The organism is Nocardioides jensenii JCM 1364 = NBRC 14755 (assembly GCF_001552535.1).
Taxonomy (GTDB): Bacteria; Actinomycetota; Actinomycetes; order Propionibacteriales; family Nocardioidaceae; genus Nocardioides; species Nocardioides jensenii.
Genome location: NZ_BCRJ01000003.1, coordinates 41,326 through 67,624, shown reverse-complemented (window position 1 = coordinate 67,624; position 26,299 = coordinate 41,326). Strand labels below are relative to the sequence as shown.

Here is a 26,299-nt window from a genome sequence, read left to right as displayed (position 1 = left end):
GCCCCCATGTGGTCGTTCAGCGGCCCTGTCTCATTGGTTCGACCGCCAGGGCCTGTGCCGGGCAGACGTCGATGCCCAGCTGGGCAGCCTCTTCCATGCCTTTGGGGACCACAGTTCCATCCGGGACCGCCGTGTGGCCGGCTTCATCCAGCGGGAAGAGTCGCGGATGTGCACGGTGGCACTCCCCGTGGCCTTCGCAGATCGCGTCCTGGACCCTCATGCGGAGGGACGGCGACATGCCCTGGTTTGGTCGGTCATGCACGGTCAGCTCCGTTCAACAGGAGGGGAAGACGCTCGATGACCCGGGTGTTGCTGATCTGGTACTCGGGCTCGAAGCCCTGAGGCACGCCGTAGTCAGGGAACGCCTTCAAGAACTCCTCCAGTGCGACTCGAATCTCGAGTCGGGCGAGGTGCGATCCGAGGCACCGGTGAATCCCGTAGCCAAAGGTCATGTGCCGGTTGGGGAGTGCCCGGGAGATGCCTAACTGCTCCGGTGAATCGAAGACCGACGGATCACGGTTCGCTGCACCGAAGTGGATCACGACGTAGTCGCCCTCGGCGAAGTCAACGCCTCCAATGGTCTTGGGCTCGGTGAGCCTCCGTCCGTCGTGTGGCGAGGACGGGAAGAAACGCAGGAACTCTTCGATCGCCGTCTCCCAGGCGGTCGGGTCGTTCATTAAGGCCCTGCGTTCTTCGGCGTGAGTGGCAAGGAAGTGCAACGCCGAAGCGATGACGTACCCCGTCGTACCGATCCCTCCGAGCGTCAACGTTGTGAGGGTCATGACCTTTGACTCCCAGTCGAAACCCTCGAAGTCCAGGGCGAGGATTGCGTCGATGACGTCGCCACGCGGAGCCTCGTCCCGCCGCTGGAGCATGTACTGCTCCATGCGCCCGAAGGCCTCCTGCATTGCGGCAGCGCGCTCATCGAGGGGCCCCAGCATCCCGATCTCGAATCGCTTTTGCATGAAACTCAGGTCCTCATGGGTCATGCCGGCGACCGTGACGCAGAAGCCTAGGCCGGGGAGCTCGTTGGCGAAATCCCACACTGCCTCGATCTCACGCCGGTCCGCGAACGAAGCGACCAGGTCGCGGGCAGGTTCGCGTATAGCCGACTCGTATTCGCGCACGACCGGCGGGGCAAGGAACGGCTGGAGTGTTGATCGCAGCTGCGTGTGGAACGGAGGATCGCTCTCCACGGGCACAAAGTACGGCATCCCCTGAGGACGATTGGGAGCGAAACCAGTACCGCTGCTGAAGGCCGAGGGCTCGAGGACCGCTTGGCGGATGTCCTCCCTACGGTTCAACACCCAGTAGCCCTCACCAACCTCGCTGCGAGCGATCGGGCACGATCCGTGAAGGTGGTCCACCACCTCCTCCCAGTGCTTTGCCAACACCGGTGAGTTCATGTCGTAGTTCTTCTCGAACAGCTCGAGATCGACTTCCTCTGACGAAGAAACCATGAGCAACTCCCTTATGTATCTAGTTTGGATGGACCATTACGGTGTGAAGCGGGACTGGGGCAGCTTCGGTCGCATTCGGGGCCTGTCAACACGGTCTCCGACGAGCACTTGTCCCCGGTCAGTTCGACGCAGTATTAGGGAAGTGCGTTCGCCCGAATGCCTGAATGTCGTTCACGAGTTCGAACGGTCGCTCGAGGGCCGCGAAGTGGCCGCCTCGGTCGAACGTCGTCCACCGCTGGATGTTGTAGAACCGCTCGACCCAAGAGCGCGGTGGGTGAATCCGACGACTTCGACTGGGAAGTGGGCCAGCGCCGTGGGAGTGGCACAGAACGGACGGTCGGCGAGGCTCACCCGCTCATCCAGGAGTGCCGGGTAGGACCAAAGGCTCGAGCCGATGGTTCCGTTGATGATGTAGATCATGACGCTCGTGAGAAGTGCGTCGCGGTCATGGACCTCGTCGAAGGTCGAGTGTCTGAGGTCGGACCAGTCGTGGAACTTGTCGATCATCCACGCTGCGGTTCCGACAGGTGAGTCGACCAAACCCATGGCGAGGGTCTGCGGCTTGGTCCAATGTTGGATCGCGTAGGCCATGTCAGGCAGTTCGGCCAGGAGCTGGCCTTGCATGATCGCGTGCTCCTCCTCCCCTACGGCACCGTCGTCATCGAGGACAGGCCGCCACCCGATCAGGTTCACGTGCATTGCCCGACAGTGTTCTCCGTGGAAGGCGCCCAGGAACGACGCGATGATCGCTCCTTGGTCGCCGCCGTGGACCATGTACTCAGCGTGGCCCAGACCTTCCACCATCAGCCTGTTGAGCAGCCCTGCCGAGGTCCGAGGACCAACCGGGCGGGAAACGCGTCCCGAGAACCCGTAGCCCGGAAGGCTCGGAATGATCAGGTCGAATGCGTCTGCCGCAGAACCGCCGTACTGCGACGGGTGGGCCAAGCGGTCTGCCACCTTCCAGAATTCGAAGTGTGACCCCGGCCAGCCGTGGAGAAGCAGCAGTGGCCTGCGCTCCGCTGCCTCGCCTCGCACCTCGACGAAGTGGATGTCAACGCCGTCAATGCGTGTCCGAAATTGCGGGTGCTTATTGAGCTCTTTCTCGGCGGCTCGCCAGTCGTACGGGACTGCTGCGCGAGCTGGTGACAGGTGACCTTGGTCAGGTCCGGCTGGCATGCGCACCGTGCTCTTGGAGAATTGCACACTCCCTTTGCAACTTTGGCGGGCGAGAACATCGGGGACACGCAACGGGCCCCTATTCACCTAGGTCCAATGCCGGCGCGCAGCGATCAAATGACCACAGGTTTCTCGTCGCGGTCTCGACCCGATGCTCCCTGGGGGAGTTGGCGTTGTGGGGTGGCTTGGGCTGCCCGTGATGCTGACAGGGTCTCGGCATGGAGTCGTCGGATCCACCATCTACGCCCTTGCTTGGTGGCGGGGATCCGCCCTGCTCGAACCAGTTGACCGACCCGAACTCTGCTCAATCGCAAGACGAGCGCGGCTTCAGTGAGGCTGAGCCAGACTTCTCCGTCATCTGGGGGCCCCATCGCCGCCAGGCGCATGACATGTGATGCAGCTCGGTGTTCGTTCTCGGCCCGTGTTCGGGCTGCGTGCTCTTGAGCAGATTGCCGAGAGATGGACGGCTGCTGGCGCGCGACCGTTCGCTGTATGAGAGCGCCGCTGTGGATGAGGGAACGGATCGTGCTGGGGGAGACGCCGATGAGGTTCGCTGCGGTGGCGTAACTGATCCACTCTCGACGTTCGGCGGACAGTCGTTCGACCTCTTCGCAGGTGAAGCGCAGCCAGCCTCGGGTGGGGTGTCTGTCGCCGGTGAGTCGGCCTGTTGTCGCCCACCGGTGCACGGTGGTGTCGCTTACCTTGAAGCGTTCGGCAACATCACGTGGACTGTGGTGCTCGGCCAGCCAGGCCTTTTGCTGCTCCGCGGTCGTGGGCTCGTGTGGCTGTTGATCGCGCCTTCGCTTGGGGACGTAGGTTGTGGCGAACTCTTCCACACTGGTCCTGGCCAGGGTGGGTCTATTGCCGTGACGGGGGCGTTGCTCGATACGTCCTTGTCTGATCCACCATTCAAGGGTGTCCTCTGCGATATCCGTCAACTTCGCCGCAGTGGCACAACTGATCCACTCGGTGTCCTGCGACGAACCCGGAACGCGCATGAGGCTGATTATATGAGGAGCGCTGCCCAATGACGCCGAGGCGATCCGGCCCTAGACGCGCTTCCGCTGGGTTGCTGGGTCGCGGTCGAGACAGCGGGGGAGACGTTCCGCCTGCAGCGCGTCCCGGGCGGCTGGCACCTGCCCGGGGATCTGACGATCGCCAGCGGCGACGTTGTGGAGGGGCAGCCCACGCGCGCTGAGGTCTAGTCCAAGCTGGTCGGCACAGAGGAGGCCTGAGCCCGAATGAGCACCGCAACTGCGGCCCTGTCCTCGCCCAAGACGGCGAAGTAGGGGAGTGCACACAGGACCATCGCGGAGGCAAGGTAAAACGCGAGTGCCTCAGAGTCTTGCGCGGTCTGCAGCGTGGTGGCGAGGTTGACGCCGAACGGCAGGTTTGACGTGTAGCGCGCGAACGTGAGCGCGGACGGGTGCACGAACTGGCTGAGGCTTCGGTAGGTGAGGTAGAGCGACCTGCCGCTCTCGCCGTCACCGAACAGGTTTCTAACCGTGTTGAACTCCGGTGCAACGTTCTTCGGCTTGCCGCCGCGCGCCCCCGGATCGATCCGGCTGAGAGCCGCCTCTGTCATGTCGAGGTTGGCAGCCAACACGACCTCGAACCAGCGTGCCCTCTCAACGGTGCTCTGTTGCAGGAACAGGCCGCCGCGTGTCTCCGGATCCACCTTGAGCCACTGCGAGAGGACCGCATGCTCCACGACGACGCGGGTGAGCACGGCTGCCGCGTGGGTGTGGCTGTCGCGCAGCAACCGCGATGCAGAGCGGGCTGTGTCGCGGGCGTACATGGCCAGCCCGTGCAGGACGAGCAACCCCCCAGCGTCGCCCGCCGCGAAGCCGTACTCCTGGACGTCGTCGAGACCTTCGCAGGCTACGTCGACGCAGGCGAGGTACTCGTCTTGCGGGCTCACCCCCAGTTGACCTCGTCCGGCGACTGGAGGGTTGAGTAGGCCCCGAAGACGTCCACGACGCCCTTGCGCCCGAGCACGACTGTCGCAGCGGGGCGTGCAGATGCCCCACCCCACATCGCCCCCTCGGTCCAGACCCGCACCTCCCACTGGTCGGCGCTCAGGGACTCCAGTCGCATCGGCAGTGCGGTGCCCATGTCCGTTGACGTGACCCGAAACGGCCCGGACCCAACGTCGACCTCCCAGTAGACGGCACGGAGCGTCACCGCCCGGCCTCCAGCGTTGGTCACGTGGATGGGGAGGGACCAGCAGGGCTCATCCCAAGCGCCGTCCTCCCGTCCCCTGCTGAGGGCGCTGTGACCGTGCACGGTGATGATCGGCTGCTCGCGCCGTGCCCTCAGGACCTGCCAACCGAGACTCGACCCGCCCATTCCTAGCGCTAGCGTTGAGATCCACTCGGCGTAGTTCGGCATCGATTACCCGAGCAGCCGCTTCTTCGCCGCCGCGAACTCAGTGGCAGACAGTGCCCCGGACCTGTGCAGATCGGCGAGTTGCTGGAGTTGGGCTACCTCGCTTGCGCCCCCTCCCTGCGGTGCGTTCGTCTGGGCGAGAATCGCGTCGGCCGCGGCCTTGAGGGACCGGATCCCGGTCAGGGTGGTGCCGCTCGGGTTGCGGGTGGTGAAGGTGCGGACGCTGGACCGGTCGCCCGTCACGGAGACGTAGACGACGCCGCGGTTGTTGGAGGCCAGCAACGACGCGCCCCCAGTGAACAGGGCGGCGGCGCCGCGGCCAGTAGCAGACTTCCGGCGCATCGAGTCGGCGTCGTGCTCGAAGCCGATCAGGCGCTCCGGCGCGGACGGCTTGCCAAACAGGACCTTCAGCGAGAAGGTGCCGTCCTTGTAGATCGTCATCGTCGTTGTGTTGTCGATCAGGCCGCTGGCCAGTGTCTCTGCCACGGTTGCCCCCAAGGTCTTTGGTGCTCGGCGCTCCCTCGCACCCCGTGGTCAGGACGCTACGCCCGCTGTCCGGTGGTTCGCAGTGAAATGCCCTAGCACGTCTAGTCCAGGTCAACCTCGTATGCGGCCCTGATCCCGGCGAGCGCGTCGGCCAGCGCCGTGCCCTCGGCCCTGTTCCCGTGCAGGTACTGCAGGACCTCCGCGGTGTGCTCCTGCGCGCTGATGTCCTCGGTCGAGGCGGGCGTCCACTCCACGCCGGCGTCGTTGAACGCGAGCACGCCCACTGGCTCGCCCTCCGGCGTCCTCAGCGTCCACGTTGTGACCGGTCCCGGGCCTGGCTCGGGGTAGTCGTCGGGCTTGCTGACCATGTGCGCGGGCCCCGTCTCCCAGTGGCTCATCGTCAGGCCACCTACGTCTCGTCGGGCGTCGGCATCGGCAGTGGCGCCGTGACGAGCAATCGCATCGTGCGGATCTCCGACGCCGTCTGGAGTGCTGCCAAGGCGCGTGCCGAGGTCGAGGGATCATCGATCAGCGATGTGGTCCGCCGATTGCTCGCGACGTATGCCCGCCTCGATCCTGATGAGGCGATCCATGGGCCAGCCAAGCCGGCATGGAAGCGCAAGGCCTGACCCACCTCCAAAGCCCCGTCGATCTGATCGGCGGGGCTTTGTCGTGCCCGTCGACCTCGAGACGTGTTGGAGTTGTCGCAGGTCACGGGCCGAGGTTGTCGCAAGCCTCGGTCATTAGGCTCGTGCTGGTGCTCAGACTCGGGAGTCCTGCATCGAGGTCCTCGTACTTGAGAGAGGACAGTGCGCTCTCGAGCAGGACACGCGGACCGATCAGATCGGTCTCTTCCGTGTCCGTGGCAGTCGTCACGACCTCATCGAGCAGGACAACGTAGGTGGCCGGGCTGATGGCTCGGTCTTGGTAGTCGGCGACCGCGCTACGAAGGTCCCCGCATGCGTCTCTGGCGGCTTTATCCGGTCTCGTATCGCTACAGCCGCCGAGCACCAGACACACCGCTAGCAGTGCGCTGGCCCGGATCATTCTCGGATCCTGGCAGCCTGCCCCAGATCTCGCAGGGCGAATCGAGCTATATACCCAATCCGTGGCCATTGTCCCGGGCCATCAGGGCAAGCGATGCTTGAGACTGGCTGCCATCCTCTCGAGTTCGTGGGCGGCCATGTCTCGAGCCAGCGTCATGGCCTGTAGCTCGACATGAACTTTCGAGGCAGCGCCGATCAGTCCCTCGTTGTCGGCGTCAGCGCCGTTCTTCGCCTGCACGATATTGCCGACCATCTCCGCCATCGCTGTTGACGTACGCATCTCCGGAGCCAGATAGGCGAGTCGGCGCGCCATCTCTGCGCGAACCGGTCCTATCAGTCGAACCAGGTACTTCCGCGTGGTGTCAGCCCGACGACGCCCCATGTGTTGAGCAGTCCCTCGAGTGGTTAGCCGGCGATGTGCTGTGCTGGGTCCTTTGCAAGTGCTGCATGGACGACTCGGTTGTCGGTGGCGGGGACGAGCTCGATCTCCGCCCCCTCTTCCACCTGCGCTCGATCCACCCACTCTGCTAGCACCGGCGTCAGAATCGAGACGACCAGCGGATGCGTGATCATGTAGTTGGCCCCGCCGAGAGAGAACACTGGTTCGCTCTTTTTGACCAACGCGCCGACGCCGTTGAAGATTTCCATGTTTTGCAGGAAACTCGGATCTTCGATCATCAGGAATATCCGCTCCCACGTCTGTGTGATTGCGCCTTCGTCGTAGATGGTTGCGAGTCGATGTAGTTCCTCTGTTTGGTGCTCCGTGGTCTCCCACACGTCGGGCATCCGGAGTCTGTGGGTGGTGTGCGGTTGCAGTCGGGCGAGGTCATTCGCTATCTCGGCGATCGCCTTTGCGAAGGGTGGCGCGGCAAGGTCGGTCCCCGCCGCCAACGAAGGGCCGTCCTCTATGACGCACTCGAAAGGGCCGTAGGAAGCGATCGCTTCGACTCGATGCAGGTCGCGGGCGACCTGTGCGGGGTCCTGACCGGATTCGACTGTCAGCCTGAGACCGAAACTGGGGTCGGCCACTTCGGATCGAATCCGGGCTTCAAGAGTCAGTGCCCCGCTCCGGGTGCTGGCAATGACACGCAGGCCACCGCCGAGGCGACCGCTCGTTGTTTCACGCACGATGAAGACAACATCTGCGGGCGGCGGGATCGATGAACCGTTGATCGATTGCGCGCGCAGGAGCAAACGGGGCAGATCGGCGGAAGGAGGTGGCGCACCAACGGACAAAATCCCCGTGGTCGGTTCTTGCTCGTCGAACGGGCCACCGACGATCTGAGACTCGGCAGGGATGTCTTGGATTGGCACGCCCCAGCGGTCCCACTCGGCGATTGCGTCTGCTTCGGGGGTGCCGGGTTCGACGAGGAATCGCATGTTGATGGTGATGGGTTCGACTTCTGCCGATTGGTCGCTGGTCGGCACGACCGTCTCGACTTGCCAGCGGGTGTCGTCGATGCGGCTCCAACGACTGTGCCCATTGAGACGCTCGCGCATGTGGGCGACCGTCGGTCCTTGACCCGGAGGGAGGCGGAATGTGCTGGTGTCGATCTGGTAGTTGTCACTGATCAGGTCCTTGATATCCCGAAGCGACTGCTCACGGAAGTTGATTGCGTCGAGCATCGTGAGATTGCCGGCTGTTTCTACCGGCGACGCTGCCAGCGTTGCCTTAGTTAGCACCATGTTGTCCAACAGGTCCGGGCCCTTGAAGAAACGATCGAACGTGGCGGGAAACCGCGAGGCGAGCATATTGAAGAACGCCGCGCCCTCCCACGTCGTTTTGAACATCGCATCGGCGGTGACGTCGTTCTCAAACCACGCCAGTTTGCTGGCGGTCGGTGTCCAGGGCGTGGCTAATGTGTACGAGGCAATGTGCCGATCCGGCACGACGTTGGCGACCCAGAACCTGCGCCATGAGGTCTTGATCTGCTTCTTCTGGCCGGAGCCCACTGCGGTGGTGAACTTCTTGATCTGCCAGACCACCAATCCATCTGGGGTGTCGCGGTACACGTCGATCCCGCCGTCTCCGCTGGCTGGTCGGGTTTGTCGCGCGTCGGGGTAGAGCTGACGTAAGCAAGTAGCGACGAAGTCCTCAAGTCCTTCGCCGCCGATCGCTCCGAGGCGAGCCCAATCGATCCCTGGCATGAGATGAAGGTAATACTTGCCGCCGACAAGAACCGAGGTTGCCGTGTGCAGTGGGTCTGGGCTTACCCCCGTTTGGCGGACACCTGACTAGCGGGACTTCCGGTCTCGCGGGATGGTTGATGTCATGGCTGGATCCTCGAAGCGGCGGCAGTACTCGGCGCAGTATCGGCGTGATGCTGCGCGGCTGGTGATTGATTCGGGTCGTAGTTTGCGGTCTGTTGCCGATGAGTTGGGCGTGCTCCGCGAGACGCTGCATCCGTGGGTGGTCAAGGAACGTGCCCGGCAGGAGGCGGAGAAGATGGAATCTGAGGAGCCGTTGAGCTTCAACGAGAGGTTCGAGTTGGCGCAGTTGCGTCAGAAGAACGCTCAGTTGGAGAAGGACGTGGCGTTCCTGAAAAAAGCAGCGGCCTTCTTCGCCTCCGAGGAGAACCGGTAGTCGCCTACCGGCTCGTCGAGGCGCAGAAGGCCGACTTCGATGTAGTGCACATGCTCGAACTGTTGGAGGTCTCTCGATCCGGCTTCTACGACTGGCGTGCCCGCCAAGCCGTCGGACCGGGGCCTCGTGAGCAGGCACGGGAGGAGTTGGCGGCCGCTGTGGTGCAAGCCCATCAGGCATCCGACGGTGTCTACGGGGCACCGCGGATCACAGCTGAGTTGCGGGCACACGGGTGCCTGGTGACTCGCAAGACCGTCGCCAAGGTCATGCGCGGGCTGAACCTGCAGGGCATCTCACCGCGGCCGTGGAAGCTCACCACGCGCCCGGACCGCGACGCCGAGCCGCACCCGGACCTGGTCAATCGGGTCTTCGACACCGGCCGGCTGGACGCGGTGTGGATCTCGGACATCACCTACCTGGCCACGGGCCAGGGGTGGCTGTACCTGTGCGCGGTCCGCGATGGATGTTCGCGTCGGGTGCTGGGCTGGGCGATGGCTGATCACATGCACGCCAGCCTGGTCACCGAGGCATTGGCCATGGCCGTCGATCTACGCGGGACACGTCCCCGAGATGTCATCTTCCACGCCGACCGAGGCAGCCAGTACACCTCCACTGAGGTTGCCGCCTTCGCCGCCAAACATCATCTACGTTGCTCGGTCGGTGCCACCGGGGTGTGCTGGGACAACGCCATGGCCGAGTCCTTCTGGGCCACCTTGAAGGTCGAGTTCTACTACCGACACAACTGGGCAACCCGTGAGGAAGCCACTCGGGGAATCCATCACTGGATCAGCAAGGTCTACAACACCCGACGCCGACACTCCGCGTTGGGCATGATCAGTCCCCTAGAGTTCGAACCGCAAACCCAACGCGAGCCAAACCTGGCCGCGTAACCGTGTCCGCCAAACGGGGGCAACCCCAGTCCTAGTTGCCCGAACGATACGAATCCTGCAGTGGGTTTATTGGCTGCGGTCAACATCCGCCCGGGTCTGCTGCATAACCTGGTGACAGGACGACACGTGAGTCTGAGGTCGCCGACGGTGGGCGACCGAGGTGACCGCCGGGTGTGCCGAAGTTCGTTTGCCCAGGTTAGGGCGCAGCGGTTTTCTTCATTGCGGTCAACATCCGCGCTCAGACCGCGGCGGGCCCCTATGCACCTAGGGAAGCGGGACAGCCCGGAGCGATCAACTTCGTCATGAATTCTTCTTGGGACTGCCAGACCACAGACTGCGCGCGAAGCGCTGATCCCGTTGTGATGCCAGGTCTTCGTGCCGAAACTGGGGGAGTCGATCTGTCACCGGATCCTGAAGCAAACCCTGCACTTTTTGGGGAACCGTGACACTCAGCGATACGTCGAAGGCATATGGGAGGAGCTGAGACCCTGAGGGCCGCTAGCGTGGCTGTTTGGCTCACGCTTTCCTTCATCGTGGTTGGTTGCTCACCGGACGGTAGCCCTCAGACCTCTAGCGACTGCTCGGCCCAGGTGAGGGTGGACGGCATCGCCTACACGTCTCACGGCTACACCGACCGGGAAGCCAGCAGGCACTCTGTTGCCGAGGCGGCAGAGTGCCACGACGTCGGCGAGGACGCCGGTGGCTCCGTGTTCCCTGAACAACCGCGCCAGGTCACGACGTGGTCGTTCCGTGGATATCCGCCCGAGGAAGTCTTGGGCGTCCGATTCGACAAGGACTCGTTCGCGGTCTTCGTTGCTGACTCGGTTCCACTCTCCGAACGCGAGCGCATCTGGCGGGAGTTGGCGAAGTCGTCACCGTTGTCACCGCGCTCGCATCGGCAAGACCGCTCTTTACCGGGATATCCCATTCCCCTAGACGCCGACACAAAGCCGGCGCATGATGCGAGGCATGGCCATGCGCGAGGGTGACGATGACTTGTGCCCCACCTGCGGACGTCGTGACGACGGTGACGATCCATGCGAATGCCTTGTCGGGCCAGACGCTTCGTCGGAGATCTCGACCATCCGCTCGCCGGAGGTTAGAGGCGTCGCTAACACCGGTCGTCATACGCGGCAGGGAGCCGGACCGAACCAAGGCGCTCGCGAGGGCTGAAGGGTCTGCTGCACGATCCGGTGACAGGATTGACTGGGGTTAGCATCCGGCCCCTCGAGCCGCTCGACTATGCACACCCCCTTTGCAACTTTGGCGGGGGAGAACATCTCCGCGAGGTTCGTCGTACCGACCGTTGCCGCGAGCGTCGACCTGGTCGTGCACCTGGGCATGGACGCCGACGGCGTACGCCGGGTCAACGAGATCGTGTCGGTCCCGGGGCGGGTGGAGAACGACATCATCGAGACCGAGGCCATCTTCGCCCGTCAGGGTGACTCGCTGCGGGCGCAGGGCGGCATGCCGCCTCGCATCGAGCTGTTCGAGCGGCTCGGCGTCGACGTCCATCGACTGGTGCAGGCGACCTGATGGGCGCGCTCGTCGGCCTCGGGTTCGGACTGGGCATCGCGCTGGTGTGGTCCGCGTTCTTCGTGCCGCGCACCAACAGGGAGGGCGCTGATCGAGGTCCCGGCCGGCTGGAGGCGCTGCTCGCCAGCGCCGGCATGAGCACCGTCACCGCGCGCAGTCTGGTCGGCCTGTGCGTCGTCGCCGGCCTGGTCGCCTCGTTGGTCATGCAGGTGCTCTCGAACACCTTCCCGGTGGCGCTGGCCTTCGGCCTGATGGCCGGCTACGTGCCGCTGGCCGTCGTTGCGGGCCGAGCCCGCAAGCGTCAACGGGAGTTCGCCGAGGTCTGGCCGGAGGCCGTCGACCACCTCGGGTCGGCCGTGCGAGCCGGGATGTCCCTGCCCGAGGCGCTCGCCGGCCTGGCCGTCCGCGGGCCCGAGCCGTTGCGACCCGCGTTCGAGAGGTTCGCTCTCGACTACCAGGTCAGCGGCCGCTTCGGGGAGTCCCTCGATCGTCTCAAGGTGCTGCTCGCCGATCCGGTCGGTGACCGCGTGGTCGAAGGACTCCGCATTGCCCGGGAGGTGGGAGGCGGCGAGCTCGGTCGACTGCTGCGCAACCTGTCCGGCTACCTCCGCGACGACGCGCACACCCGCTCGGAGCTCGAGGCGCGGCAGGCCTGGACCGTCAATGGCGCGCGGCTGGCCGTCGCCGCGCCTTGGCTCGTGCTGTTCCTGATGTGCTTCCAGGCGGAGGTCATCCACCGCTATGCCTCGGCGGCGGGCGTCCTCGTCCTGGCCGGCGGTGCCCTGTGCTGCGTGGTCGCCTACCGGTTGATGATGCGCATCGGACGGCTGCCCGTCGACCGGAGGATCCTGGCATGACCGGCCTCACCGTCTGGGGCGCGCTGCTGGGTGGACTGGCAGCAGGTGGCCTGCTGCTGATCGTGTCGCGACTGCTGAGCCTGCGGCGCGCCGATCTCTCGGTGCGTGTCCTGCCCTACATCCGCGACCTGCCCCAGTCCGGTCAGGTTCGTCCGGTCGACGAGGGGACCGGCGCCGTGCGCGGTGTCTTCGGCCCGGTCCTGCGCGGCGCCGCCGACGGCGTCGAGAAGGTGCTCGGGGGCAGCACCTCGGTCCGCCGCCGACTCGAGCGTGCCGACCTCGACAAGACCGTCCACGAGTTCCGCATCGATCAGGTGATGTGGGGGCTGAGCGCGTTCGCGGTCGCCGCGGCGGTGTCGGTGCTCGAGACCTGGCGCTCACCCGGCAACACGGTGCCCCTGGTCGTGCTCACCGTGGTCGCCTTCGCCTGCGGAGTCATCTTCTGCGACAACCACCTCAGCTCCGTGGCCAAGAAACGCGAGCAACTGATCCTGCTCGAGTTCCCGGTCGTGGCCGAACTGTTGGCGTTGGCGGTCGCGGCGGGGGAGAGCCCGGTCTCGGCACTCGACAGGGTGGTACGCCGCACCAACGGCGCGCTCACCAGCGACCTGTCGCGCGTGCTGGCCGAGATCCGCACGGGTGCACCCGTCGGTCGGGCCTTCGACGGCCTCGCGGCGCGCACTGGTCTGCCCCTGGTCAGCCGTTTCGCCGAAGGCATCGCGGTCGCCGTCGAGCGGGGCACGCCGTTGGCCGACGTCCTGCACGCGCAGGCCTCGGACGTGCGCGAGGCGGGTCGTCGTGAGCTGATCGAGACCGGCGCCCGCAAGGAAGTCATGATGATGGTCCCCGTGGTGTTCCTCGTGCTGCCGGTGACCGTGATTTTCGCGTTCTGGCCGGGCCTCATCGGCCTCCGACTGGTCGCGCCCTAAGGAAGGAAGTCTCGGGATGGACATGGTGAACACGCTGATGATCCGGCTCTACGTCGGGGTCAGCACTCGATTGCGTGACGAGCGCGGAGACGTGCCCGGCTGGGTGATGATCACCGTGATGACGGCAGGCATCGTCGCCGCGCTGACCCTGGTGGCCGGCCCGCGGCTGAAGGCGATGCTGATTCACGCGTTGAACTCGGTCGACGGCTGAGACATGCGGCAGCGGAGGGAGGGCGACGAGCGCGGGTCGGCGGTCGTCGACTTCGTCCTCGTGCTGGTCATCCTGATCCCGCTGGTGCTCGGGATCCTCCAGCTGGCGCTGGTCCTGCACGTGCGCAACACGTTGACCGCGGCGGCCTCGGAAGGTGCCCGGCACGGGGCGACCGCCGACCGCGGACCCGCCGACGGGGCGGCGTACACCCGACGCCAGATCGGCGACATCGTCGCCGGCAGCTTCGCCGAGGGCGTCACGGCCCGCGAGACCCGGGACCACGGGTCGGCGACGGTCGAGGTGACGGTGCGCGCCGAGGTTCCAGCCCTGGGGCTGTGGGGCCCTTCGGTGGAGCTCGTGGTCCACGGCCACGCCACCGAGGAGGACCAGTGAGACGCGATGACGAGGGCAGTGCACTGATCGAGGTCACCTGGTTGGCGATCCTGCTGCTGGTGCCCCTGGTCTACGTGATGATCGCGGTCTTCGACGTGCAACGCGGCGCGTTCGGGGTGACCGCGGCCAGTCGTGCCGCCGGTCGCGCCTTCTCCCTCGCCGACTCCGAGGCCGAGGGGCGGCGCCGGGCCGAAGCGGCGGCGAGGCTGGCGCTCGACGACCAGGGCCTGGCCGACCAGGGGCTTGACCTCGACATCACCTGCTCGATGGGGCGTGGCCACTGCCTGGTGCCGGGATCGGTGATCACCGTCGTCGTCCGCACCCACGTGCGTCTGCCCTTGGCACCCGCCGCGCTGGGCGGGGGAGCGCCCAGCTTCCGCCTCGAGTCGGTGCACCGGGTCCCGTTCGGTCGCTACGTCGAGGACCGCAGGTGACCCGCCGCGACGACCAGGGTCAGGTGACGGTGCTCATCGTCGGGTTCGCCATCGTCCTGCTCCTCGCCGTGGGCCTGGTCGTCGACGCGTCCGCCGCCTACCTCCGACGCCAGGGCCTCGACAACGTCGCGGACGGCGCGGCCCTTGCGGGTGCGGACGAGGTGCGTGGGTCGAAGGTCTACGACGGCGGGCTCAAGGGAGACCGGGCGCCCCTCGACAAGCGCGCCGTCCATGCCGCCGTGGGCGCCTACCTGCGCGGCATCGATGCGTACGCCGACTACCCGGAGCTGACGTACGCCGTCCGCATCCGGGACAACGCCGTGGTCGTGGAGGTCAGTGCCGGCCTCGACCTGCCGATCACCGTCGGTTCGCTGAGCGATGCCCGGGTCGGGTCACGCGGGTCGGCGATCGTGGACGTCACCGAATAGCCGGAAACCGTTGTTGACACCGAGCTGCTGTGGCAGCGTGACCGCATGATGCGCAGAGTCCTCACGTCGGTGATCGCGGTCTTGATGGCCTCCGGCCTGCTGGTCGGGGGAGTGGCCACCGGACAGGCGACCGCCGAACGTGCCGTCGCGCCGAGTGCGCGTGAGACGCCAGCTGCGACGTACTCCCGCACCGCCATCGCGGCGACCAACGCCCAACGTGCCCGGCGCGACCTGGTGAGGCTGCGCAAGCAGGCGTGCCTCCAGCGCAAGGCGACCGAGCAGGCCAACCGGATGGCCCGGCAGCGCCGGATGTTCCACCAGAACCTGGGCCCGGTGCTGCGCCAGTGCGGGATGAGCATGGTCGGCGAGAACGTCGCCTACGGCTACCCGACCGGTCGCTCGGTGGTGAACCAGGGCTGGATGCACTCACCCGGACACCGGGCCAACATCCTGCGCCGGGAGTACCGCCTCATCGGTCTGGCAGCCCGCAGGGCCGGCGGCCGGTGGTACGTCGCCCAGGTGCTCGGCCGGTCCTGACCTCGAGCGAGGGCCCGGCCGCACGGAGCGACCGGACCCTCTCGTCAGGCAGCCGGGTCAGTTGCCGTAGACCGCCTGGATGCCTGCGCGGTCGGTGTTGGTCATGCTCAGGTCGTCGGAGCTTCCGTTGCACTGCGGGTAGTGCATGATCGAGGCCGAGTCGTACGGCGTCAGCGGACGCCAGTTGTTGTCCTCGAAGCAGGTGCCGGACTCGGGGCGCGTGTGCTCGTGCCGGAAGCCCAGGGTGTGGCCGAGCTCGTGGGCCAAGATGTTGGACGGCGTCCACGATCCCGAGTTGTAGAGCGACTTGGCGTTCACCAGGATGTTCTTGGAGCTGGTGCTCGGGAAGAACGCCCGGGCGATGTACTGGTTGGTCCTGGTCGGCTCCACGGAGAAGACGACGGTCTTGTTGCGGGTGTTGCAGCTGCTGTCCGCGCCGGAGACGTGGATGAAGTCGACTGCCGATGAGGCCGCCTCCCACTGGCCGGCGCCGCTGTTCATCGCCGAGACCACGCGCGAGTAGTCGGCGCCGAACTTCGTGCTCACGCAGTAGGTGAGGTTGCCGACGGCCGCCTGCGACCACCGGTCGTCCTTTCCGTTGACCGTGTTGATGATCAGGCCCTCTTCGGACACCTTCTTGGGCGCGGAGACCATGCCGTCGTAGAACTGTCGCAGCCCGCCCTTGCTCTGCACCGGCTCGTCGCCGTTCACGATCCAGGTGCCGTCCGCGTCACGGAACGTCGAGGCGGAGAACTCCTGGAAGCTGGGCGGTGTCTCGTCCGAGCCGGCCGTTGCCGCGGCCACCCCGAGTGAGGAAGCCAGGACCGCGGCTGCTCCGGCGGCCAGAACACGTGTCTTGCTGATTCTCATGACGTTCCCTTGCGTTGGTGTCGGCCCCCGAGTGCCATCCCTTGCGGAACCGTAGGCGAATCTCGGCTCACGGGGCAGTCTTGTTTTTTTCGGCACTGTTGCCGTAAGTTCGCCGGTTTCATTCACCACGTGCCGAAGGTGCTCCCGTGACTCGGGTGGTTCTCAGTGGTGCCGTAGTCTTGCCTCTTGTGGCAGGCCGAGACTATGAAGCAGAGATCAAGCAGCTCCAGGCGACGATGCACACCATCGAGCAGGTGCTCAACCTGGAGGCGATGCGCGCCGAGATCGACGACCTCGAGCAGCAGGTGGCCGCACCCGACCTGTGGGACGACCAGGAGAACGCCCAGCGCGTGACCGGGCGGCTGTCGACGCTCACCGGTGAGATGGAGCGGTTCACCTCGCTGCACGGCCGCATCGAGGACCTCGACCTGATGGTCGAGATGGCCCAGGACGAGGGCGACGCCGACACCCTGGCCGACTCCGAGCGCGAGCTCGAGCGGATCAAGAAGTCCGTCGAGATGCTCGAGGTCCGCACCCTGCTCTCCGACGAGTACGACGCCCGCGAGGCGCTGATCACCATCCGTTCCGGGGCGGGCGGGGTCGATGCGGCTGACTTCGCGGAGAAGCTGATGCGCATGTATGTCCGCTGGGCCGAGCAGCACAACTACCCGGTCGAGGTCTTCGACACGTCCTACGCGGAAGAGGCCGGGCTCAAGTCCGCCACCTTCGCGGTGCACGCGCCCTACGCCTACGGCACGCTCAGCGTCGAGGCCGGCACCCACCGACTCGTCCGGATCAGCCCCTTCGACAACCAGGGCCGGCGCCAGACCAGCTTCGCCGCGGTCGAGGTCGTGCCCGTGCTCGAGCAGACCGACGAGATCGACGTGCCCGACGAAGAGGTCCGGGTCGACGTCTACCGCTCCGGCGGCCCCGGCGGCCAGTCGGTCAACACCACCGACTCCGCCGTCCGTCTGACCCACATCCCCACCGGCACGGTGGTCAGCTGTCAGAACGAGAAGTCGCAGCTGCAGAACAAGGCCAGCGCGATGGTCGTGCTCAAGGCGAAGCTGCTGGCGTTGAAGAAGGCCGAGGAGAAGGCGCACCTCGACGAGCTCAAGGGCGACGTCCAGGCCTCGTGGGGCGACCAGATGCGCAACTACGTGCTCAACCCCTACCAGGTGGTCAAGGACCTGCGGACGACGTACGAGTCCGGCAACCCGTCGGCGGTCTTCGACGGTGACATCGACGGTTTCCTCGAGGCCGGCATCCGCTGGCGCCGCGGCGCCGACAAGGCCGACGCGAACTGAGCCCGAGTCAAACCTGATCCGCGGCCGGGTCGGGCGACTGCTACTCGGTGGCGGCAGCCGAGGCGGCCTGCACGCACCAGTTGCCGGCCTTCTCGAGGGCCGGTTCGGCTGGCGCCTTGCGGTCAGGGTCGGTGAGCGAGCAGGCCAGCCAGGAGTCCACGAACAGGCCCCGGTAGGACGCCTCGGCGCCGGACTTCGACCGGCACAGTGCCCCGGTCGACGGTGTGCCGAAGCCCTGTCCGTCGACGAGGCGGCAACCGCGCTCCTGACCGACCTGCTTGACCAGGGCCTGCGCCCGCGCCCTGGTGACCTGTGGCACGAACACCCAGACCCGGGCCACCGCGCCCGACGTCCCGGTGAAGGTGCAGTTGAACTCATGGGCGACGTCCTCGACCTCGTCGGTGATGCTGGCCGACTCGCCGTTCCCGTAGTGGCCGGTGTCCTCGACCTCGCCGACCGCCGCCTCCACCGCGCCGTCGGGGATGCGGTCGCAGAAGTCGGCGCGTGCCACGGTCACGCCGGTCGCGTCGTACTCGGAGATCGGGGTGGCGGCGACAGTGGGCTCGGTCCCGGGATCGTTGTCGGAGCTGCAGGAGATCAAGCCCGCCAGGAGGAGGACTGTCGTCGCCACGGCCACGACGTGGCTCGACACGGTTCGCATGAGGTCACGTTAGCCCGACGGAGAATCAGTGCCGCGCACCTGTGGTCAGCGTCCCGACCTGCGTTGTACGTTCAGTCCGTCACATTCTGATCGGGAGGAAATCATGCGGGCGAAGAGAACGTTCCTGGCAATTGCTGCGGTCGCGGCGAGTTCGGCGCTGTTCGGCGGTGGCGCGGTCGCGACCAGCCCCGCGAGCATGGCCTCCCCGGGTGTGCAGGCCTGTGAGGAGCACCCCGACCTGGCCCGGGTCAAGGAAGGAGCAACGGCGAAGGAGCCGGCCCTCTACGCCGCGAAGGACGCGAAGAAGTACGGCGTGATCAAGGACTCGCCCCGCATGCCCGACGGGTCGGTCACCATCGACACGGTCTTCCACGTGATCTCCGAGACCGCGCCGGACGACGCCCAGCGGTCGCGGCTCGAGACGATGATCGCCGACCAGGTCGACGTGCTCAACGTCTCCTACAGCGGCGCGACCTCCCCGGATGCCGCGGACTCTCCGTTCCGTTTCGCCCTCACGGACACCACCTGGACGGTCAACGCCGCCTGGGCACACGTCGCGCCGGGCAAGACCGAGCGCGACATGAAGAAGGCCCTGCACCAGGGTGACTCCGAGACGCTCAACGTCTACGTCGCCGACATCGGCGGGGGACTGCTCGGCTGGGCCTACTTCCCCAAGGACTACAACAACGGTCGTGACTACGTCGACGGCGTGGTGATGCTCGACGAGTCGATGCCCGGGGGCACTGCCGGCAAGTACGCACTCGGCGACACGCTCACCCACGAGGTCGGCCACTGGATGATGCTCGAGCACACCTTCGCCGGCGCCTGCTCGGCCAGCGGTGACGGCGTTGCGGACACACCGCGTGAGGCGATCCCGCAGTTCGACTGCCCCGAGGGCGCCGACACCTGCTCGGCGCCGGGCCTCGACCCGATCCACAACTTCATGGACTACACGCAGGACTCCTGCATGAACATGTTCACGCCCGGTCAGGTCGAGCGCATGAACGACGCCTGGATCGCCTTCCGGGCCGGGGGCAACGGCTGAGCCCCTGACCGGCCCTGCGGCCGGGCCCACGACCGGGCCCGGCCCGTACGCCGACACAACGGCGAGCCCGACTTACCGGTTCTGCTTGGTCTGTCACCTAGACTCCGTCCAGTGATTCGCTTCGAAAAGGTCTCCAAGACCTACCCGGGCCAGGCCCGCGCAGCCCTTGAACAGGTGTCCGTCGACATCGAGAAGGGTGAGTTCGTCTTCCTCGTCGGCCAGTCCGGCTCCGGCAAGTCGACCTTCCTGCGCCTCATCCTCCGCGAGTACCGCGCCTCCGAAGGGCGTGTCTACGTCGCCGGCAAGGAGATCAGCCGCCTCGCCGGCTGGAAGGTGCCCCGGCTGCGCCGCCAGATCGGCACGGTCTTCCAGGACTTCCGTCTGCTGCAGAACAAGACGGTCGCCGAGAACGTCGCCTTCGCGCTCCAGGTGATCGGCAAGTCGCGCTCCCAGATCAACGAGCTGGTGCCCGAGACCCTCGAGCTGGTCGGCCTCGACGGCAAGGAGGACCGCCTCCCCGACGAGCTCTCGGGTGGTGAGCAGCAGCGGGTGGCGATCGCGCGCGCGTTCGTGAACCGGCCGATGATCCTGATCGCCGACGAGCCCACCGGCAACCTCGACCCGAACACCTCGATCGGCATCATGAAGCTGCTCGACCGGATCAACCGTACCGGTACGACGGTCCTGATGGCCACCCACGACGCCGGCATCGTCGACCAGATGCGCAAGCGGGTCATCGAGCTCGAGGACGGCCGCGTCGTCCGCGACCAGGCCCGCGGCATCTACGGCTACCAGAACTGAGAGGGGCTCACACTCATGCAGCTTCGCCATGTCTTCTCCGAGCTCGTCCAGGGGCTCCGCCGCAACCTGACCATGCACATCGCCGTGGTCCTCACGCTCTTCGTCTCCCTGACCCTGGTGGGTCTCGGGCTGCTGCTCAACTCCGAGGCCGACAAGGCCGAGCAGCGTTTCGGTGACCTGAACCAGATCATCGTCTCGCTGTGCAACGAGAACTCCCGCACCCCGCAGTGCTCGGGAGAGGTGACCGACGCCCAGCGGGAGGCCATCCTCAAGGTCGTCGACGAGAACCCCGAGGTTTCCGGCTACCGGGTCGAGACCCAGGAGCAGGCCTACGACAAGGCGCAGGAGCTCTTCAGTGACGACTACCTGGCCAAGCTGCTCAAGGGCCTGGGCCCCGAGTCGCTGCGCGAGTCGGTCTGGATCGACCTGAAGGAGCGCGACGAGTTCAAGGGCATCGCCAGCGAGGTGGGCGGGCTCGACGGCGTCTACAGCGTTCGCGACAACCGCAAGATCGTCGAGCCGGTCTTCAAGACCCTCGACACCTTCCGCATCGGCGCCTACTTCATCGCCGGGTTCCTGATCTTCGCCGCCCTGCTGCTGGTGGCGAACACGATCCGTCTGGCCGCGTTCGCGCGTCGCCGCGAGATCGGCATCATGCGACTGGTCGGTGCCTCCAGCCTCTACATCTCGCTGCCGTTCCTCCTCGAGGCCTTGGTGACCGCGTTGTTCGGTGTGGTGCTGGCGGGAGGCACGCTGGCCGCGTTCATGCAGTTCGGCATCAAGGAGCGGATCAGCGAGCAGATCCAGTTCCTTCCATGGATCGGATGGCCCGACTATGTGGAGGCCCTGGGGTGGATCGCGATCATCGGACCACTGCTCACCGTGGTTCCGACTCTCCTACTGACCCGCAAATACCTCAAAGTCTGAGGTTCGTCGTCTAACGTCAAGGCGTTCACTTCCCCGAACGAAGGCTTTTACGGTGGCTCGCTCCTTCCCCAGCGACGACCGACACCGCTTGGTGGTCCTCGTGGCCGCAACCTTGATGGTGATCGGCATGATCTGCGCGCCCCTGGCGCACGCGGACGACAAGGACCTCAAGCGCAAGAAGCACAAGGTCAAGCAGGACATCAGTGCCGCGCACGAGGACCTCGACGAGTCGAGCGCTGCACTGCGCAAGGCCGTGGCCCGGCTGACCAACGCGCGTGCTGAGTTGACGACGGCCCGCAACGAGCTGACCGAGACCCGTGGCAGGTTGACCACGGCCCGTGTCCGCGACCGGCAGGCCCAGGCGGCGCTGGAGCTGGCCGTGGCCCAGCTGAACACCGCCCGTGCCGAGCTGGACGAGGGCCAGCAGGCCGTCAAGGGGCAGCGCGTCGTCGTCGCCGACCGCATCGCCGACGTCTACGAGTACGGCGACCCGCAGCTCCAGCAGGTGTCCTCGATCCTCGGTGCCGAAGACCTGGACGAAGTGAGCCGCACCCTGGAGACCACCAATGCCGTGGTCGACGAGGAGAACACCCAGCTCACCGACCTCGAGGTCGCCGAGGTGCTGCTCCAGGTCAAGAAGGACAACCTGGCCGACAAGCGCGACGCCGTGAAGCAGAAGCGCCAGGAGGCCGCCGAGCGGCTCGACCTGATGGAGACGCTCGAGGCACAGGCCGAGAGCCAGGCCGCCTCCGTGCGCCGCCTGGTCGGCGCGCGTTCGAGCGCCCGCGCCTCAGCGGCCAGGGTCAAGCAGCGTGACGCCGCCGAGCTGGCCAAGCTGAAGAAGGAGCAGAGCCGCATCGAGTCGATGCTGCGGGCGCGTGCCGCGGCCGCAGCGAAGAAGGCCGGCGGTCCCAGCAAGCCCGGGCCTTCGGGCGGCTACCTGAGCTACCCGGTCAGTGGTCCGGTCACCTCGTCCTACGGTTACCGGGTCCACCCGATCTACGGCTACTACTCGCTCCACGACGGCACCGACTTCGGCGCCGGCTGCGGCCAGCCGCTCTACGCCGCGGCCGACGGCACGGTGATCGAGAGCTACTACCAGACCGCGTGGGGCAACCGCCTGATCGTCGACAACGGGCACGTGCGCGGTGTCGGCCTGGCCACGATCTACAACCACGCCACGTCCTACACGGTGGGCGTCGGCTCGCACGTGAAGCGTGGACAGGTGATCGGGTACGTCGGCACCACCGGCTGGTCGACCGGCTGTCACCTGCACTTCACGGTGATGGTGAACGGTGCACCGACTGACCCGATGAACTGGCTGTGACCCTGCCGACCAAACGGCTTGCCAGCGGTTGAGAGACTGTCCCCATGGTCAAGGAGCAGGGCACGAAGCCGGTCGCGCAGAACAAGAAGGCGCGTCACGACTACCACATCGACACGACGTACGAGGCCGGCATGGTCCTCGTCGGCACCGAGGTGAAGTCGTTGCGCCTGGGGCGCGCGTCCCTGGTCGACGGCTTCTGCGAGGTTGACGGCGGCGAGGTGTGGTTGCACAACGTGCACATCCCCGAGTACTCCCAGGGCACCTGGACCAACCATGCCGCGCGACGCAAGCGCAAGCTGCTGCTCAACCGGGGCGAGATCGACAAGATCGAGCGCCGGGTCAACGAGAAGGGCTTCACTCTCGTGCCGCTGTCGATCTACTTCAAGGACGGACGGGCCAAGGTCGAGATCGCGCTGGCCAAGGGCAAGAAGACCTGGGACAAACGGCACACCATCGCCGAGCGCCAGGCCACGCGCGAGAAGGAGATCGAGGTCGGTCGTCGGCTCAAGGGCATGGGATGAATGTCTTCACCAGGCTCGGCATCCCCGGGTTCTTCGACGTCCACACGCACTTCCTGCCGCCCACGGTGATGGCGAAGGTGCGCGCGGTCTTCGACTCGGCCGGACCGTTGATCGGGCGTGAGTGGCCGCTGACCTATCGCGATGAGGACGACGTCCTCGTCGAGACGCTTCGCTCGTTCGGCGTACGCCGGTTCTCGGCGCTGGCCTACGCGCACAAGCCGGACATGGCCGAGTTCCTCAACGAATGGTCGGCCGGGTTCGCCGATCGGCATCCCGAGGCCCTGCGCTGCGGCACGTTCTACCCGGAGCCGGGGGCGGCCGACTACGTCAGGAAGCGCATCGAGGCCGGCGTCGAGCTGTTCAAGGTGCACGTCCAGGTGGGGGCCTTCCACGTCACCGATCCGCTCCTCGACGATGCCTGGGGAGTGCTGGCCGAGGCCGGCACCCCCATCGTCCTGCACGCCGGCTCCGGCCCGGTACCGACCGCGTTCACCGGCCCCGGCCCGGTCGAGGATCTGCTGGGCCGGCACCCGCGGCTGGCCCTGGTGATGGCCCACATGGGCGCGCCGGAGTACGCCGAGTTCCTCTCCATGGCCGAGCGTTTCGTCAACGTGCGCCTCGACACGACGATGGCCTTCACCGAGTTCTTCGAGGAGATGGGCGGGCGCTACCCCGCGGAGCTGCTTCCGCGTCTGGCCGCCCTGGGAGACAAGGTGCTGCTCGGCTCCGACTTCCCGAACATTCCCTATCCCTATGAGCACCAGATCGACTCGATCGAGCTCCTCGCGCAGCGCCACGCCGGCCTGGACGACGCCTGGCTGCGCCGAGTCCTGTGGAGCAACGGCCACGAGCTCTTCGACGCCCGTGCGTGAACCGGTCCCGGCCCGGGCATGATCTGCGCATGATCTGGTTCGTGCTCGTGGCCCTCCTGGTGCCGGTGACCCTCGCAGTCGTCATCGGGCTCACGGTGTTCGCAATCACCCGCACAGGCCGCGCACGACAACCTGGTTGGCAACCTGCGCCACCGCTGCACGGGTCGTACGCGGGACCGGCTGGTCGCGGTGTCTGGAACGCCCAGGTGCTCGGTGGTGGCCTGATCGGCGCCATGGGCGGGACCCTGAACGCGAGGTTCGGCACGTTCCACCTCGATGAGGGCACCCTCGCCTTCGTCCCGGACGGAGCCGATGCCCCGGACTGGACCGTTCCGTGCCCCCAGCTCGCAGTCCGGTTCCGCGGCGCGATGGCTCCGGCCGCTCTGACCCTGACCGGGCCGATGGGCGAGGTCAGGTGCGACGTCAGCGTGGAGCACATCAACCGCGTCACCCGGAACTCCCTCAAGTCCCTGCGTGAGGGCCGACATGCGCGGGCATTCGCCGACGCGCTGGTCGCCAACGGTGCGCGATGGTCGTGACCCCGGTCCGACCAAGGGGCTAACCCCTTTGGGGAATGATCCGCCACTCGATATGGTTACCGCAGTACAACTCAAGAGGGGCTGATCGGTTTCGACTTGGGACGTTAGTTCCAGGGGAAGCGGGTCGAGAAGCCAGCGTCATCTCGTAAACGATCGCTGGAAAACCATAGTTGCCAACTCAAACCGCAACGACTTCGCTCTCGCTGCCTGAGCAGTGATCGAAGGGTCAGACCGGGCATCTGCCTTCGTCCCGGAACCTGGCCTCATCAAGAAGGCTTGCTGATCAACACCTGTCAGGAGGGTTGATCGGGACTTTTTCCTGACTGAGCCTGTCGGCGACGTGTCTGTGGGAGCGCCGGGGCCGAGAAAACGCCAGCACTGACTGCACCCGGAGAAGACCTGGTTCGGCGCTCGAGGACGCGGGTTCGATTCCCGCCAGCTCCACACGATCACCTCTTGAAGTCACGACGTGGTGGCCACCCGCTCCTGGGGGTGGCCACCACGTCGTGCATCTTTCTGCTCGCTGAATGCAACGGATCGCCGCCCACTTCCGTCTGGAGGAGTGAGGCCTCGGCCACAATGGTCGGGCCCGCACTGCTCGGCACGTTCTGACACGGGGAGATCCATGCGCATCGCCAGCCTGGTCGCACTGTTCGGCATGGTCATCGGCTTGTTCTCGGCGCCGCTCTCGGCCAATGCCGACGAGTCCGCTCTGATCGCCACCACCACGACCATCACCGGTCCCGCCCGCTACGAGGGCCAGACCGTCAACCTCGACGTGGGGGTGGTCGCGGCCGACAGCACTCCGCTCGCCGGGGCCGCGGTCACGCTCGAGCGTCGCCTGGGAGGCGTCTGGCGGCCGGTCGCCGATGCCACGACGGGCGCGAACGGCCATGTCGCCATCCCGGCGACGATGAGCCGGGTGGCCTCGGACAACACCTTCCGGGCCCGGTACGCCGGCGACCAGACGCACGCCGCGTCGGTGTCCGCGGTCCGCACGATCACCTTGCTGCGCCGTGCCACGCGCATGGGATTCTCCGCGCCCCTACGTGTCGTCGACGAGACGTACGCAGTCTTCAAGGTGCTGTGGCGGACGCCGGGCGGGATCCCGGTGCACGGCGAGGTCCGCATCCAGCAACTGGTCGGCAAGCGGTGGGTGGCCCGCAGGACGATGAACACCGACGCCGCGGGGCGCGCCACCTGGAACTACAAGGTCCGCTCCGACAGCCGCTGGCGTGCCGTCGGCATCGCCGGCTCGTGGGCGAAGGGCGCCATCAGTGGCACCCGCACCGTCGACAACCGACCGCCCGGCGTGCCCTTCCGGATGCCCCGCGGCGCACCCAGCCCGCGGATCAAGCTGCCCGCCCAGCCGCGGGCCACGCAGCCGGGTGCCGCGGTCACGGTCAGCCCGATCTCCCATCCGATCTGGCGGCAGATGGTCGGCCGCTCCTGGCACTCCGGCTGCCCGGTCGGCCGGTCCGGCCTGCGCCTGATCAGGGTCAACTACTGGGCCTACGACGGCTATCGCCGACGCGGCGAGATGGTCGTCAACGCACGGGTCGCCGGAAACGTGGCCGGCGCCCTGAAGGCGATGTACGACGGCCGCCACCCGATCCGGGCCATGTACCGGGTGGACCGCTTCGGGTGGAGCAGCGTCCTGCACGGCGGCAACGACTATCGCTCGATGGCCGCCGGGAACACCTCGGCGTTCAACTGCCGCAACGTCGTCAACAGCCCCGGGGTGAAGTCGCCCCACTCGTGGGGCACCGCCGTCGACGTCAACACCTGGGAGAATCCCTACCGCTCCCGCACCGGCCTGGTCCCGAACTCGTGGTGGCACTACCACCCGTCGTACCGCGTCTCCTGGCGCAGCACCAGTCACCCCGTGGTCCAGCTGATGCGCCGCCACGGTCTGCGGTGGACCTACGGCAACGGCGACACCCAGCACTTCGATGCCACCGCCGGGGCCGCGCGGATCCTGATCGCACCTCGTTGTGTGGGCGAGTGCCACTAGGTTGAGGCGATGGTGGCGTGGGGCCGCAAGCGGTGGGCTGGGCCGCACGCCCACCGCTTG

Annotated in this window: 33 protein-coding genes, 1 other RNA gene and 1 pseudogene; 22 read left to right on the top strand and 13 right to left on the bottom strand. The window is 66.5% G+C overall.

What is annotated here, in order from left to right; genetic code table 11:
- Window positions 1-16: 16 nt before the first annotated feature.
- From NJ4_RS27075 to NJ4_RS01020, 8 genes are all read right to left on the bottom strand, one after another.
- Window positions 17-220, bottom strand: coding sequence for a ferredoxin (locus NJ4_RS27075; protein WP_407668035.1), 204 nt, complete (start codon window positions 218-220; stop codon window positions 17-19).
- A 34-nt stretch (window positions 221-254) separates the two neighbouring features.
- Window positions 255-1,460 carry a cytochrome P450 gene (locus NJ4_RS01045; protein WP_067428838.1) on the bottom strand — a complete coding sequence of 402 codons (1,206 nt, stop codon included), beginning with the start codon at window positions 1,458-1,460 and terminating at the stop codon, window positions 255-257.
- A 171-nt stretch (window positions 1,461-1,631) separates the two neighbouring features.
- Window positions 1,632-2,663: an epoxide hydrolase family protein gene (locus NJ4_RS24915; protein WP_217996709.1), complete on the bottom strand. Its 1,032-nt coding sequence runs from the start codon at window positions 2,661-2,663 to the stop codon at window positions 1,632-1,634.
- Window positions 2,664-2,749: 86 nt separating this feature from the next.
- Window positions 2,750-3,007, bottom strand: a complete 258-nt coding sequence (locus NJ4_RS27070) for a helix-turn-helix domain-containing protein (protein WP_407668034.1) — start codon at window positions 3,005-3,007, stop codon at window positions 2,750-2,752.
- 830 nt (window positions 3,008-3,837) lie between these two features.
- Window positions 3,838-4,557, bottom strand: coding sequence for a DUF5677 domain-containing protein (locus NJ4_RS01035; protein ID WP_067428828.1), 720 nt, complete (start codon window positions 4,555-4,557; stop codon window positions 3,838-3,840).
- Window positions 4,554-4,751, bottom strand: a complete 198-nt coding sequence (locus NJ4_RS25430; RefSeq protein ID WP_157550539.1) for a hypothetical protein — start codon at window positions 4,749-4,751, stop codon at window positions 4,554-4,556. Before NJ4_RS25430 ends, NJ4_RS01035 begins: the two co-directional genes overlap by 4 nt.
- A gap of 279 nt (window positions 4,752-5,030) precedes the next feature.
- A complete protein-coding gene (locus NJ4_RS01025) occupies window positions 5,031-5,510 on the bottom strand; it encodes an SHOCT domain-containing protein (RefSeq protein WP_067428823.1) in 480 nt (159 codons plus the stop codon).
- A 101-nt stretch (window positions 5,511-5,611) separates the two neighbouring features.
- Window positions 5,612-5,908, bottom strand: coding sequence for a hypothetical protein (locus NJ4_RS01020; protein WP_067428820.1), 297 nt, complete (start codon window positions 5,906-5,908; stop codon window positions 5,612-5,614).
- On the opposite strand from NJ4_RS01020, the gene NJ4_RS01015 reads away from it, so the two are divergent.
- A complete protein-coding gene (locus NJ4_RS01015) occupies window positions 5,900-6,139 on the top strand; it encodes a hypothetical protein (RefSeq protein ID WP_067428818.1) in 240 nt (79 codons plus the stop codon). The two genes, NJ4_RS01020 and NJ4_RS01015, sit on opposite strands and share 9 nt — an antisense overlap.
- An 82-nt stretch (window positions 6,140-6,221) precedes the next feature.
- On the opposite strand, the gene NJ4_RS01010 is transcribed toward NJ4_RS01015, so the two are convergent.
- The 3 genes from NJ4_RS01010 to NJ4_RS01000 all read right to left on the bottom strand — a co-directional run bounded on the left by NJ4_RS01010 (window position 6,222) and on the right by NJ4_RS01000 (window position 8,704).
- On the bottom strand, window positions 6,222-6,557 hold the full coding sequence (locus NJ4_RS01010; RefSeq protein ID WP_067428815.1) for a hypothetical protein: 336 nt from the start codon (window positions 6,555-6,557) through the stop codon (window positions 6,222-6,224).
- A gap of 81 nt (window positions 6,558-6,638) precedes the next feature.
- Window positions 6,639-6,869, bottom strand: a complete 231-nt coding sequence (locus tag NJ4_RS01005) for a hypothetical protein (protein WP_157550537.1) — start codon at window positions 6,867-6,869, stop codon at window positions 6,639-6,641.
- Window positions 6,870-6,961: 92 nt separating this feature from the next.
- A complete protein-coding gene (locus tag NJ4_RS01000) occupies window positions 6,962-8,704 on the bottom strand; it encodes a PDDEXK family nuclease (RefSeq protein ID WP_157550535.1) in 1,743 nt (580 codons plus the stop codon).
- Window positions 8,705-8,828: 124 nt separating this feature from the next.
- On the opposite strand from NJ4_RS01000, the gene NJ4_RS00995 reads away from it, so the two are divergent.
- The 11 genes and pseudogenes from NJ4_RS00995 to NJ4_RS00950 all read left to right on the top strand — a co-directional run bounded on the left by NJ4_RS00995 (window position 8,829) and on the right by NJ4_RS00950 (window position 15,355).
- Complete coding sequence (locus tag NJ4_RS00995; protein ID WP_067429359.1) at window positions 8,829-9,140, top strand: transposase; 312 nt, start codon at window positions 8,829-8,831, stop codon at window positions 9,138-9,140.
- Window positions 9,141-9,160: 20 nt separating this feature from the next.
- A pseudogene (locus NJ4_RS00990) lies at window positions 9,161-10,030 on the top strand (IS3 family transposase); the annotation flags it as partial.
- Window positions 10,031-10,500: 470 nt separating this feature from the next.
- Window positions 10,501-11,019, top strand: a complete 519-nt coding sequence (locus NJ4_RS27065; protein WP_407668032.1) for a DUF6281 family protein — start codon at window positions 10,501-10,503, stop codon at window positions 11,017-11,019.
- A gap of 253 nt (window positions 11,020-11,272) precedes the next feature.
- The gene (locus NJ4_RS00985) at window positions 11,273-11,566 is read left to right on the top strand and encodes a CpaF/VirB11 family protein (protein WP_245644394.1); all 294 of its coding nucleotides are present in this window, start codon (window positions 11,273-11,275) and stop codon (window positions 11,564-11,566) included.
- The gene (locus NJ4_RS00980; RefSeq protein ID WP_067428802.1) at window positions 11,566-12,423 is read left to right on the top strand and encodes a type II secretion system F family protein; all 858 of its coding nucleotides are present in this window, start codon (window positions 11,566-11,568) and stop codon (window positions 12,421-12,423) included. The genes NJ4_RS00985 and NJ4_RS00980 overlap by 1 nt, the downstream gene beginning before the upstream one ends.
- On the top strand, window positions 12,420-13,352 hold the full coding sequence (locus NJ4_RS00975) for a type II secretion system F family protein (protein WP_067428800.1): 933 nt from the start codon (window positions 12,420-12,422) through the stop codon (window positions 13,350-13,352). Before NJ4_RS00980 ends, NJ4_RS00975 begins: the two co-directional genes overlap by 4 nt.
- 16 nt (window positions 13,353-13,368) lie before the next feature.
- Window positions 13,369-13,563 carry a hypothetical protein gene (locus NJ4_RS00970; RefSeq protein ID WP_067428797.1) on the top strand — a complete coding sequence of 65 codons (195 nt, stop codon included), beginning with the start codon at window positions 13,369-13,371 and terminating at the stop codon, window positions 13,561-13,563.
- Window positions 13,564-13,566: 3 nt separating this feature from the next.
- Window positions 13,567-13,956, top strand: a complete 390-nt coding sequence (locus NJ4_RS00965; protein ID WP_067428794.1) for a TadE family protein — start codon at window positions 13,567-13,569, stop codon at window positions 13,954-13,956.
- Window positions 13,953-14,390, top strand: a complete 438-nt coding sequence (locus NJ4_RS00960; protein WP_067428792.1) for a hypothetical protein — start codon at window positions 13,953-13,955, stop codon at window positions 14,388-14,390. The genes NJ4_RS00965 and NJ4_RS00960 overlap by 4 nt, the downstream gene beginning before the upstream one ends.
- Window positions 14,387-14,818 carry a pilus assembly protein TadG-related protein gene (locus tag NJ4_RS00955; RefSeq protein WP_067428790.1) on the top strand — a complete coding sequence of 144 codons (432 nt, stop codon included), beginning with the start codon at window positions 14,387-14,389 and terminating at the stop codon, window positions 14,816-14,818. The genes NJ4_RS00960 and NJ4_RS00955 overlap by 4 nt, the downstream gene beginning before the upstream one ends.
- A gap of 45 nt (window positions 14,819-14,863) precedes the next feature.
- The gene (locus NJ4_RS00950) at window positions 14,864-15,355 is read left to right on the top strand and encodes a CAP domain-containing protein (protein WP_067428787.1); all 492 of its coding nucleotides are present in this window, start codon (window positions 14,864-14,866) and stop codon (window positions 15,353-15,355) included.
- Window positions 15,356-15,412: 57 nt separating this feature from the next.
- On the opposite strand, the gene NJ4_RS00945 is transcribed toward NJ4_RS00950, so the two are convergent.
- A complete protein-coding gene (locus NJ4_RS00945; RefSeq protein ID WP_067428784.1) occupies window positions 15,413-16,225 on the bottom strand; it encodes a M57 family metalloprotease in 813 nt (270 codons plus the stop codon).
- Between the two features lie 188 nt (window positions 16,226-16,413).
- Between NJ4_RS00945 and prfB the strand changes: the two genes are divergently transcribed.
- Complete coding sequence (gene prfB, locus NJ4_RS00940) at window positions 16,414-17,532, top strand: peptide chain release factor 2 (RefSeq protein ID WP_067428781.1); 1,119 nt, start codon at window positions 16,414-16,416, stop codon at window positions 17,530-17,532.
- Window positions 17,533-17,572: 40 nt separating this feature from the next.
- Here the strand turns inward: prfB and NJ4_RS00935 are convergent, their stop codons facing one another.
- Window positions 17,573-18,193: a hypothetical protein gene (locus NJ4_RS00935; protein WP_067428778.1), complete on the bottom strand. Its 621-nt coding sequence runs from the start codon at window positions 18,191-18,193 to the stop codon at window positions 17,573-17,575.
- 103 nt (window positions 18,194-18,296) lie between these two features.
- Here NJ4_RS00935 and NJ4_RS00930 point away from each other — a divergent pair, with 103 nt between their 5' ends.
- The 9 genes from NJ4_RS00930 to NJ4_RS00890 all read left to right on the top strand — a co-directional run bounded on the left by NJ4_RS00930 (window position 18,297) and on the right by NJ4_RS00890 (window position 26,239).
- The gene (locus NJ4_RS00930) at window positions 18,297-19,238 is read left to right on the top strand and encodes a zinc metalloprotease (protein ID WP_067428776.1); all 942 of its coding nucleotides are present in this window, start codon (window positions 18,297-18,299) and stop codon (window positions 19,236-19,238) included.
- A 111-nt stretch (window positions 19,239-19,349) separates the two neighbouring features.
- Complete coding sequence (gene ftsE, locus NJ4_RS00925; RefSeq protein WP_067428774.1) at window positions 19,350-20,039, top strand: cell division ATP-binding protein FtsE; 690 nt, start codon at window positions 19,350-19,352, stop codon at window positions 20,037-20,039.
- A gap of 15 nt (window positions 20,040-20,054) precedes the next feature.
- Window positions 20,055-20,966, top strand: coding sequence for a permease-like cell division protein FtsX (gene ftsX, locus NJ4_RS00920; protein WP_067428772.1), 912 nt, complete (start codon window positions 20,055-20,057; stop codon window positions 20,964-20,966).
- 52 nt (window positions 20,967-21,018) lie between these two features.
- Entirely contained in the window at window positions 21,019-22,293 is a 1,275-nt protein-coding gene (locus tag NJ4_RS00915) for a M23 family metallopeptidase (protein ID WP_067428770.1), read from the top strand.
- Between the two features lie 44 nt (window positions 22,294-22,337).
- Window positions 22,338-22,814 carry an SsrA-binding protein SmpB gene (gene smpB, locus NJ4_RS00910; protein ID WP_067428768.1) on the top strand — a complete coding sequence of 159 codons (477 nt, stop codon included), beginning with the start codon at window positions 22,338-22,340 and terminating at the stop codon, window positions 22,812-22,814.
- A complete protein-coding gene (locus NJ4_RS00905; RefSeq protein WP_067428766.1) occupies window positions 22,811-23,686 on the top strand; it encodes an amidohydrolase family protein in 876 nt (291 codons plus the stop codon). Before smpB ends, NJ4_RS00905 begins: the two co-directional genes overlap by 4 nt.
- Before the next feature lie 29 nt (window positions 23,687-23,715).
- Window positions 23,716-24,225, top strand: a complete 510-nt coding sequence (locus tag NJ4_RS00900; protein WP_067428763.1) for a hypothetical protein — start codon at window positions 23,716-23,718, stop codon at window positions 24,223-24,225.
- A 77-nt stretch (window positions 24,226-24,302) separates the two neighbouring features.
- Window positions 24,303-24,672, top strand: a transfer-messenger RNA (tmRNA) gene (gene ssrA, locus NJ4_RS00895).
- Window positions 24,673-24,850: 178 nt separating this feature from the next.
- Entirely contained in the window at window positions 24,851-26,239 is a 1,389-nt protein-coding gene (locus tag NJ4_RS00890) for a M15 family metallopeptidase (protein ID WP_067428760.1), read from the top strand.
- Window positions 26,240-26,299 lie beyond the last annotated feature (60 nt).

What these genes read in the sequence shown, in the direction of transcription:
- ftsX (WP_067428772.1), top strand. Translation starts at nt 20,055, where the DNA reads ATGCAGCTTCGCCATGTCTTCTCCGAGCTCGTCCAGGGGCTCCGCCGC.
- NJ4_RS00905 (WP_067428766.1), top strand. Translation starts at nt 22,811, where the DNA reads ATGAATGTCTTCACCAGGCTCGGCATCCCCGGGTTCTTCGACGTCCAC.
- NJ4_RS00935 (WP_067428778.1), bottom strand. Translation starts at nt 18,193, where the DNA reads ATGCGAACCGTGTCGAGCCACGTCGTGGCCGTGGCGACGACAGTCCTC.
- NJ4_RS00965 (WP_067428794.1), top strand. Translation starts at nt 13,567, where the DNA reads ATGCGGCAGCGGAGGGAGGGCGACGAGCGCGGGTCGGCGGTCGTCGAC.
- NJ4_RS00975 (WP_067428800.1), top strand. Translation starts at nt 12,420, where the DNA reads ATGACCGGCCTCACCGTCTGGGGCGCGCTGCTGGGTGGACTGGCAGCA.
- NJ4_RS25430 (WP_157550539.1), bottom strand. Translation starts at nt 4,751, where the DNA reads ATGGGCACCGCACTGCCGATGCGACTGGAGTCCCTGAGCGCCGACCAG.
- NJ4_RS00945 (WP_067428784.1), bottom strand. Translation starts at nt 16,225, where the DNA reads ATGAGAATCAGCAAGACACGTGTTCTGGCCGCCGGAGCAGCCGCGGTC.
- NJ4_RS01010 (WP_067428815.1), bottom strand. Translation starts at nt 6,557, where the DNA reads ATGATCCGGGCCAGCGCACTGCTAGCGGTGTGTCTGGTGCTCGGCGGC.
- NJ4_RS27065 (WP_407668032.1), top strand. Translation starts at nt 10,501, where the DNA reads ATGGGAGGAGCTGAGACCCTGAGGGCCGCTAGCGTGGCTGTTTGGCTC.
- NJ4_RS00890 (WP_067428760.1), top strand. Translation starts at nt 24,851, where the DNA reads ATGCGCATCGCCAGCCTGGTCGCACTGTTCGGCATGGTCATCGGCTTG.
- NJ4_RS01005 (WP_157550537.1), bottom strand. Translation starts at nt 6,869, where the DNA reads ATGGCGCGCCGACTCGCCTATCTGGCTCCGGAGATGCGTACGTCAACA.
- NJ4_RS00950 (WP_067428787.1), top strand. Translation starts at nt 14,864, where the DNA reads ATGATGCGCAGAGTCCTCACGTCGGTGATCGCGGTCTTGATGGCCTCC.
- NJ4_RS00900 (WP_067428763.1), top strand. Translation starts at nt 23,716, where the DNA reads ATGATCTGGTTCGTGCTCGTGGCCCTCCTGGTGCCGGTGACCCTCGCA.
- NJ4_RS00995 (WP_067429359.1), top strand. Translation starts at nt 8,829, where the DNA reads ATGGCTGGATCCTCGAAGCGGCGGCAGTACTCGGCGCAGTATCGGCGT.
- NJ4_RS00930 (WP_067428776.1), top strand. Translation starts at nt 18,297, where the DNA reads ATGCGGGCGAAGAGAACGTTCCTGGCAATTGCTGCGGTCGCGGCGAGT.
- NJ4_RS01045 (WP_067428838.1), bottom strand. Translation starts at nt 1,460, where the DNA reads ATGGTTTCTTCGTCAGAGGAAGTCGATCTCGAGCTGTTCGAGAAGAAC.
- smpB (WP_067428768.1), top strand. Translation starts at nt 22,338, where the DNA reads ATGGTCAAGGAGCAGGGCACGAAGCCGGTCGCGCAGAACAAGAAGGCG.
- NJ4_RS01020 (WP_067428820.1), bottom strand. Translation starts at nt 5,908, where the DNA reads ATGAGCCACTGGGAGACGGGGCCCGCGCACATGGTCAGCAAGCCCGAC.
- NJ4_RS01000 (WP_157550535.1), bottom strand. Translation starts at nt 8,704, where the DNA reads ATGCCAGGGATCGATTGGGCTCGCCTCGGAGCGATCGGCGGCGAAGGA.
- NJ4_RS00980 (WP_067428802.1), top strand. Translation starts at nt 11,566, where the DNA reads ATGGGCGCGCTCGTCGGCCTCGGGTTCGGACTGGGCATCGCGCTGGTG.
- NJ4_RS00970 (WP_067428797.1), top strand. Translation starts at nt 13,369, where the DNA reads ATGGACATGGTGAACACGCTGATGATCCGGCTCTACGTCGGGGTCAGC.
- NJ4_RS27075 (WP_407668035.1), bottom strand. Translation starts at nt 220, where the DNA reads ATGAGGGTCCAGGACGCGATCTGCGAAGGCCACGGGGAGTGCCACCGT.
- NJ4_RS27070 (WP_407668034.1), bottom strand. Translation starts at nt 3,007, where the DNA reads ATGGGGCCCCCAGATGACGGAGAAGTCTGGCTCAGCCTCACTGAAGCC.
- NJ4_RS00985 (WP_245644394.1), top strand. Translation starts at nt 11,273, where the DNA reads ATGCACACCCCCTTTGCAACTTTGGCGGGGGAGAACATCTCCGCGAGG.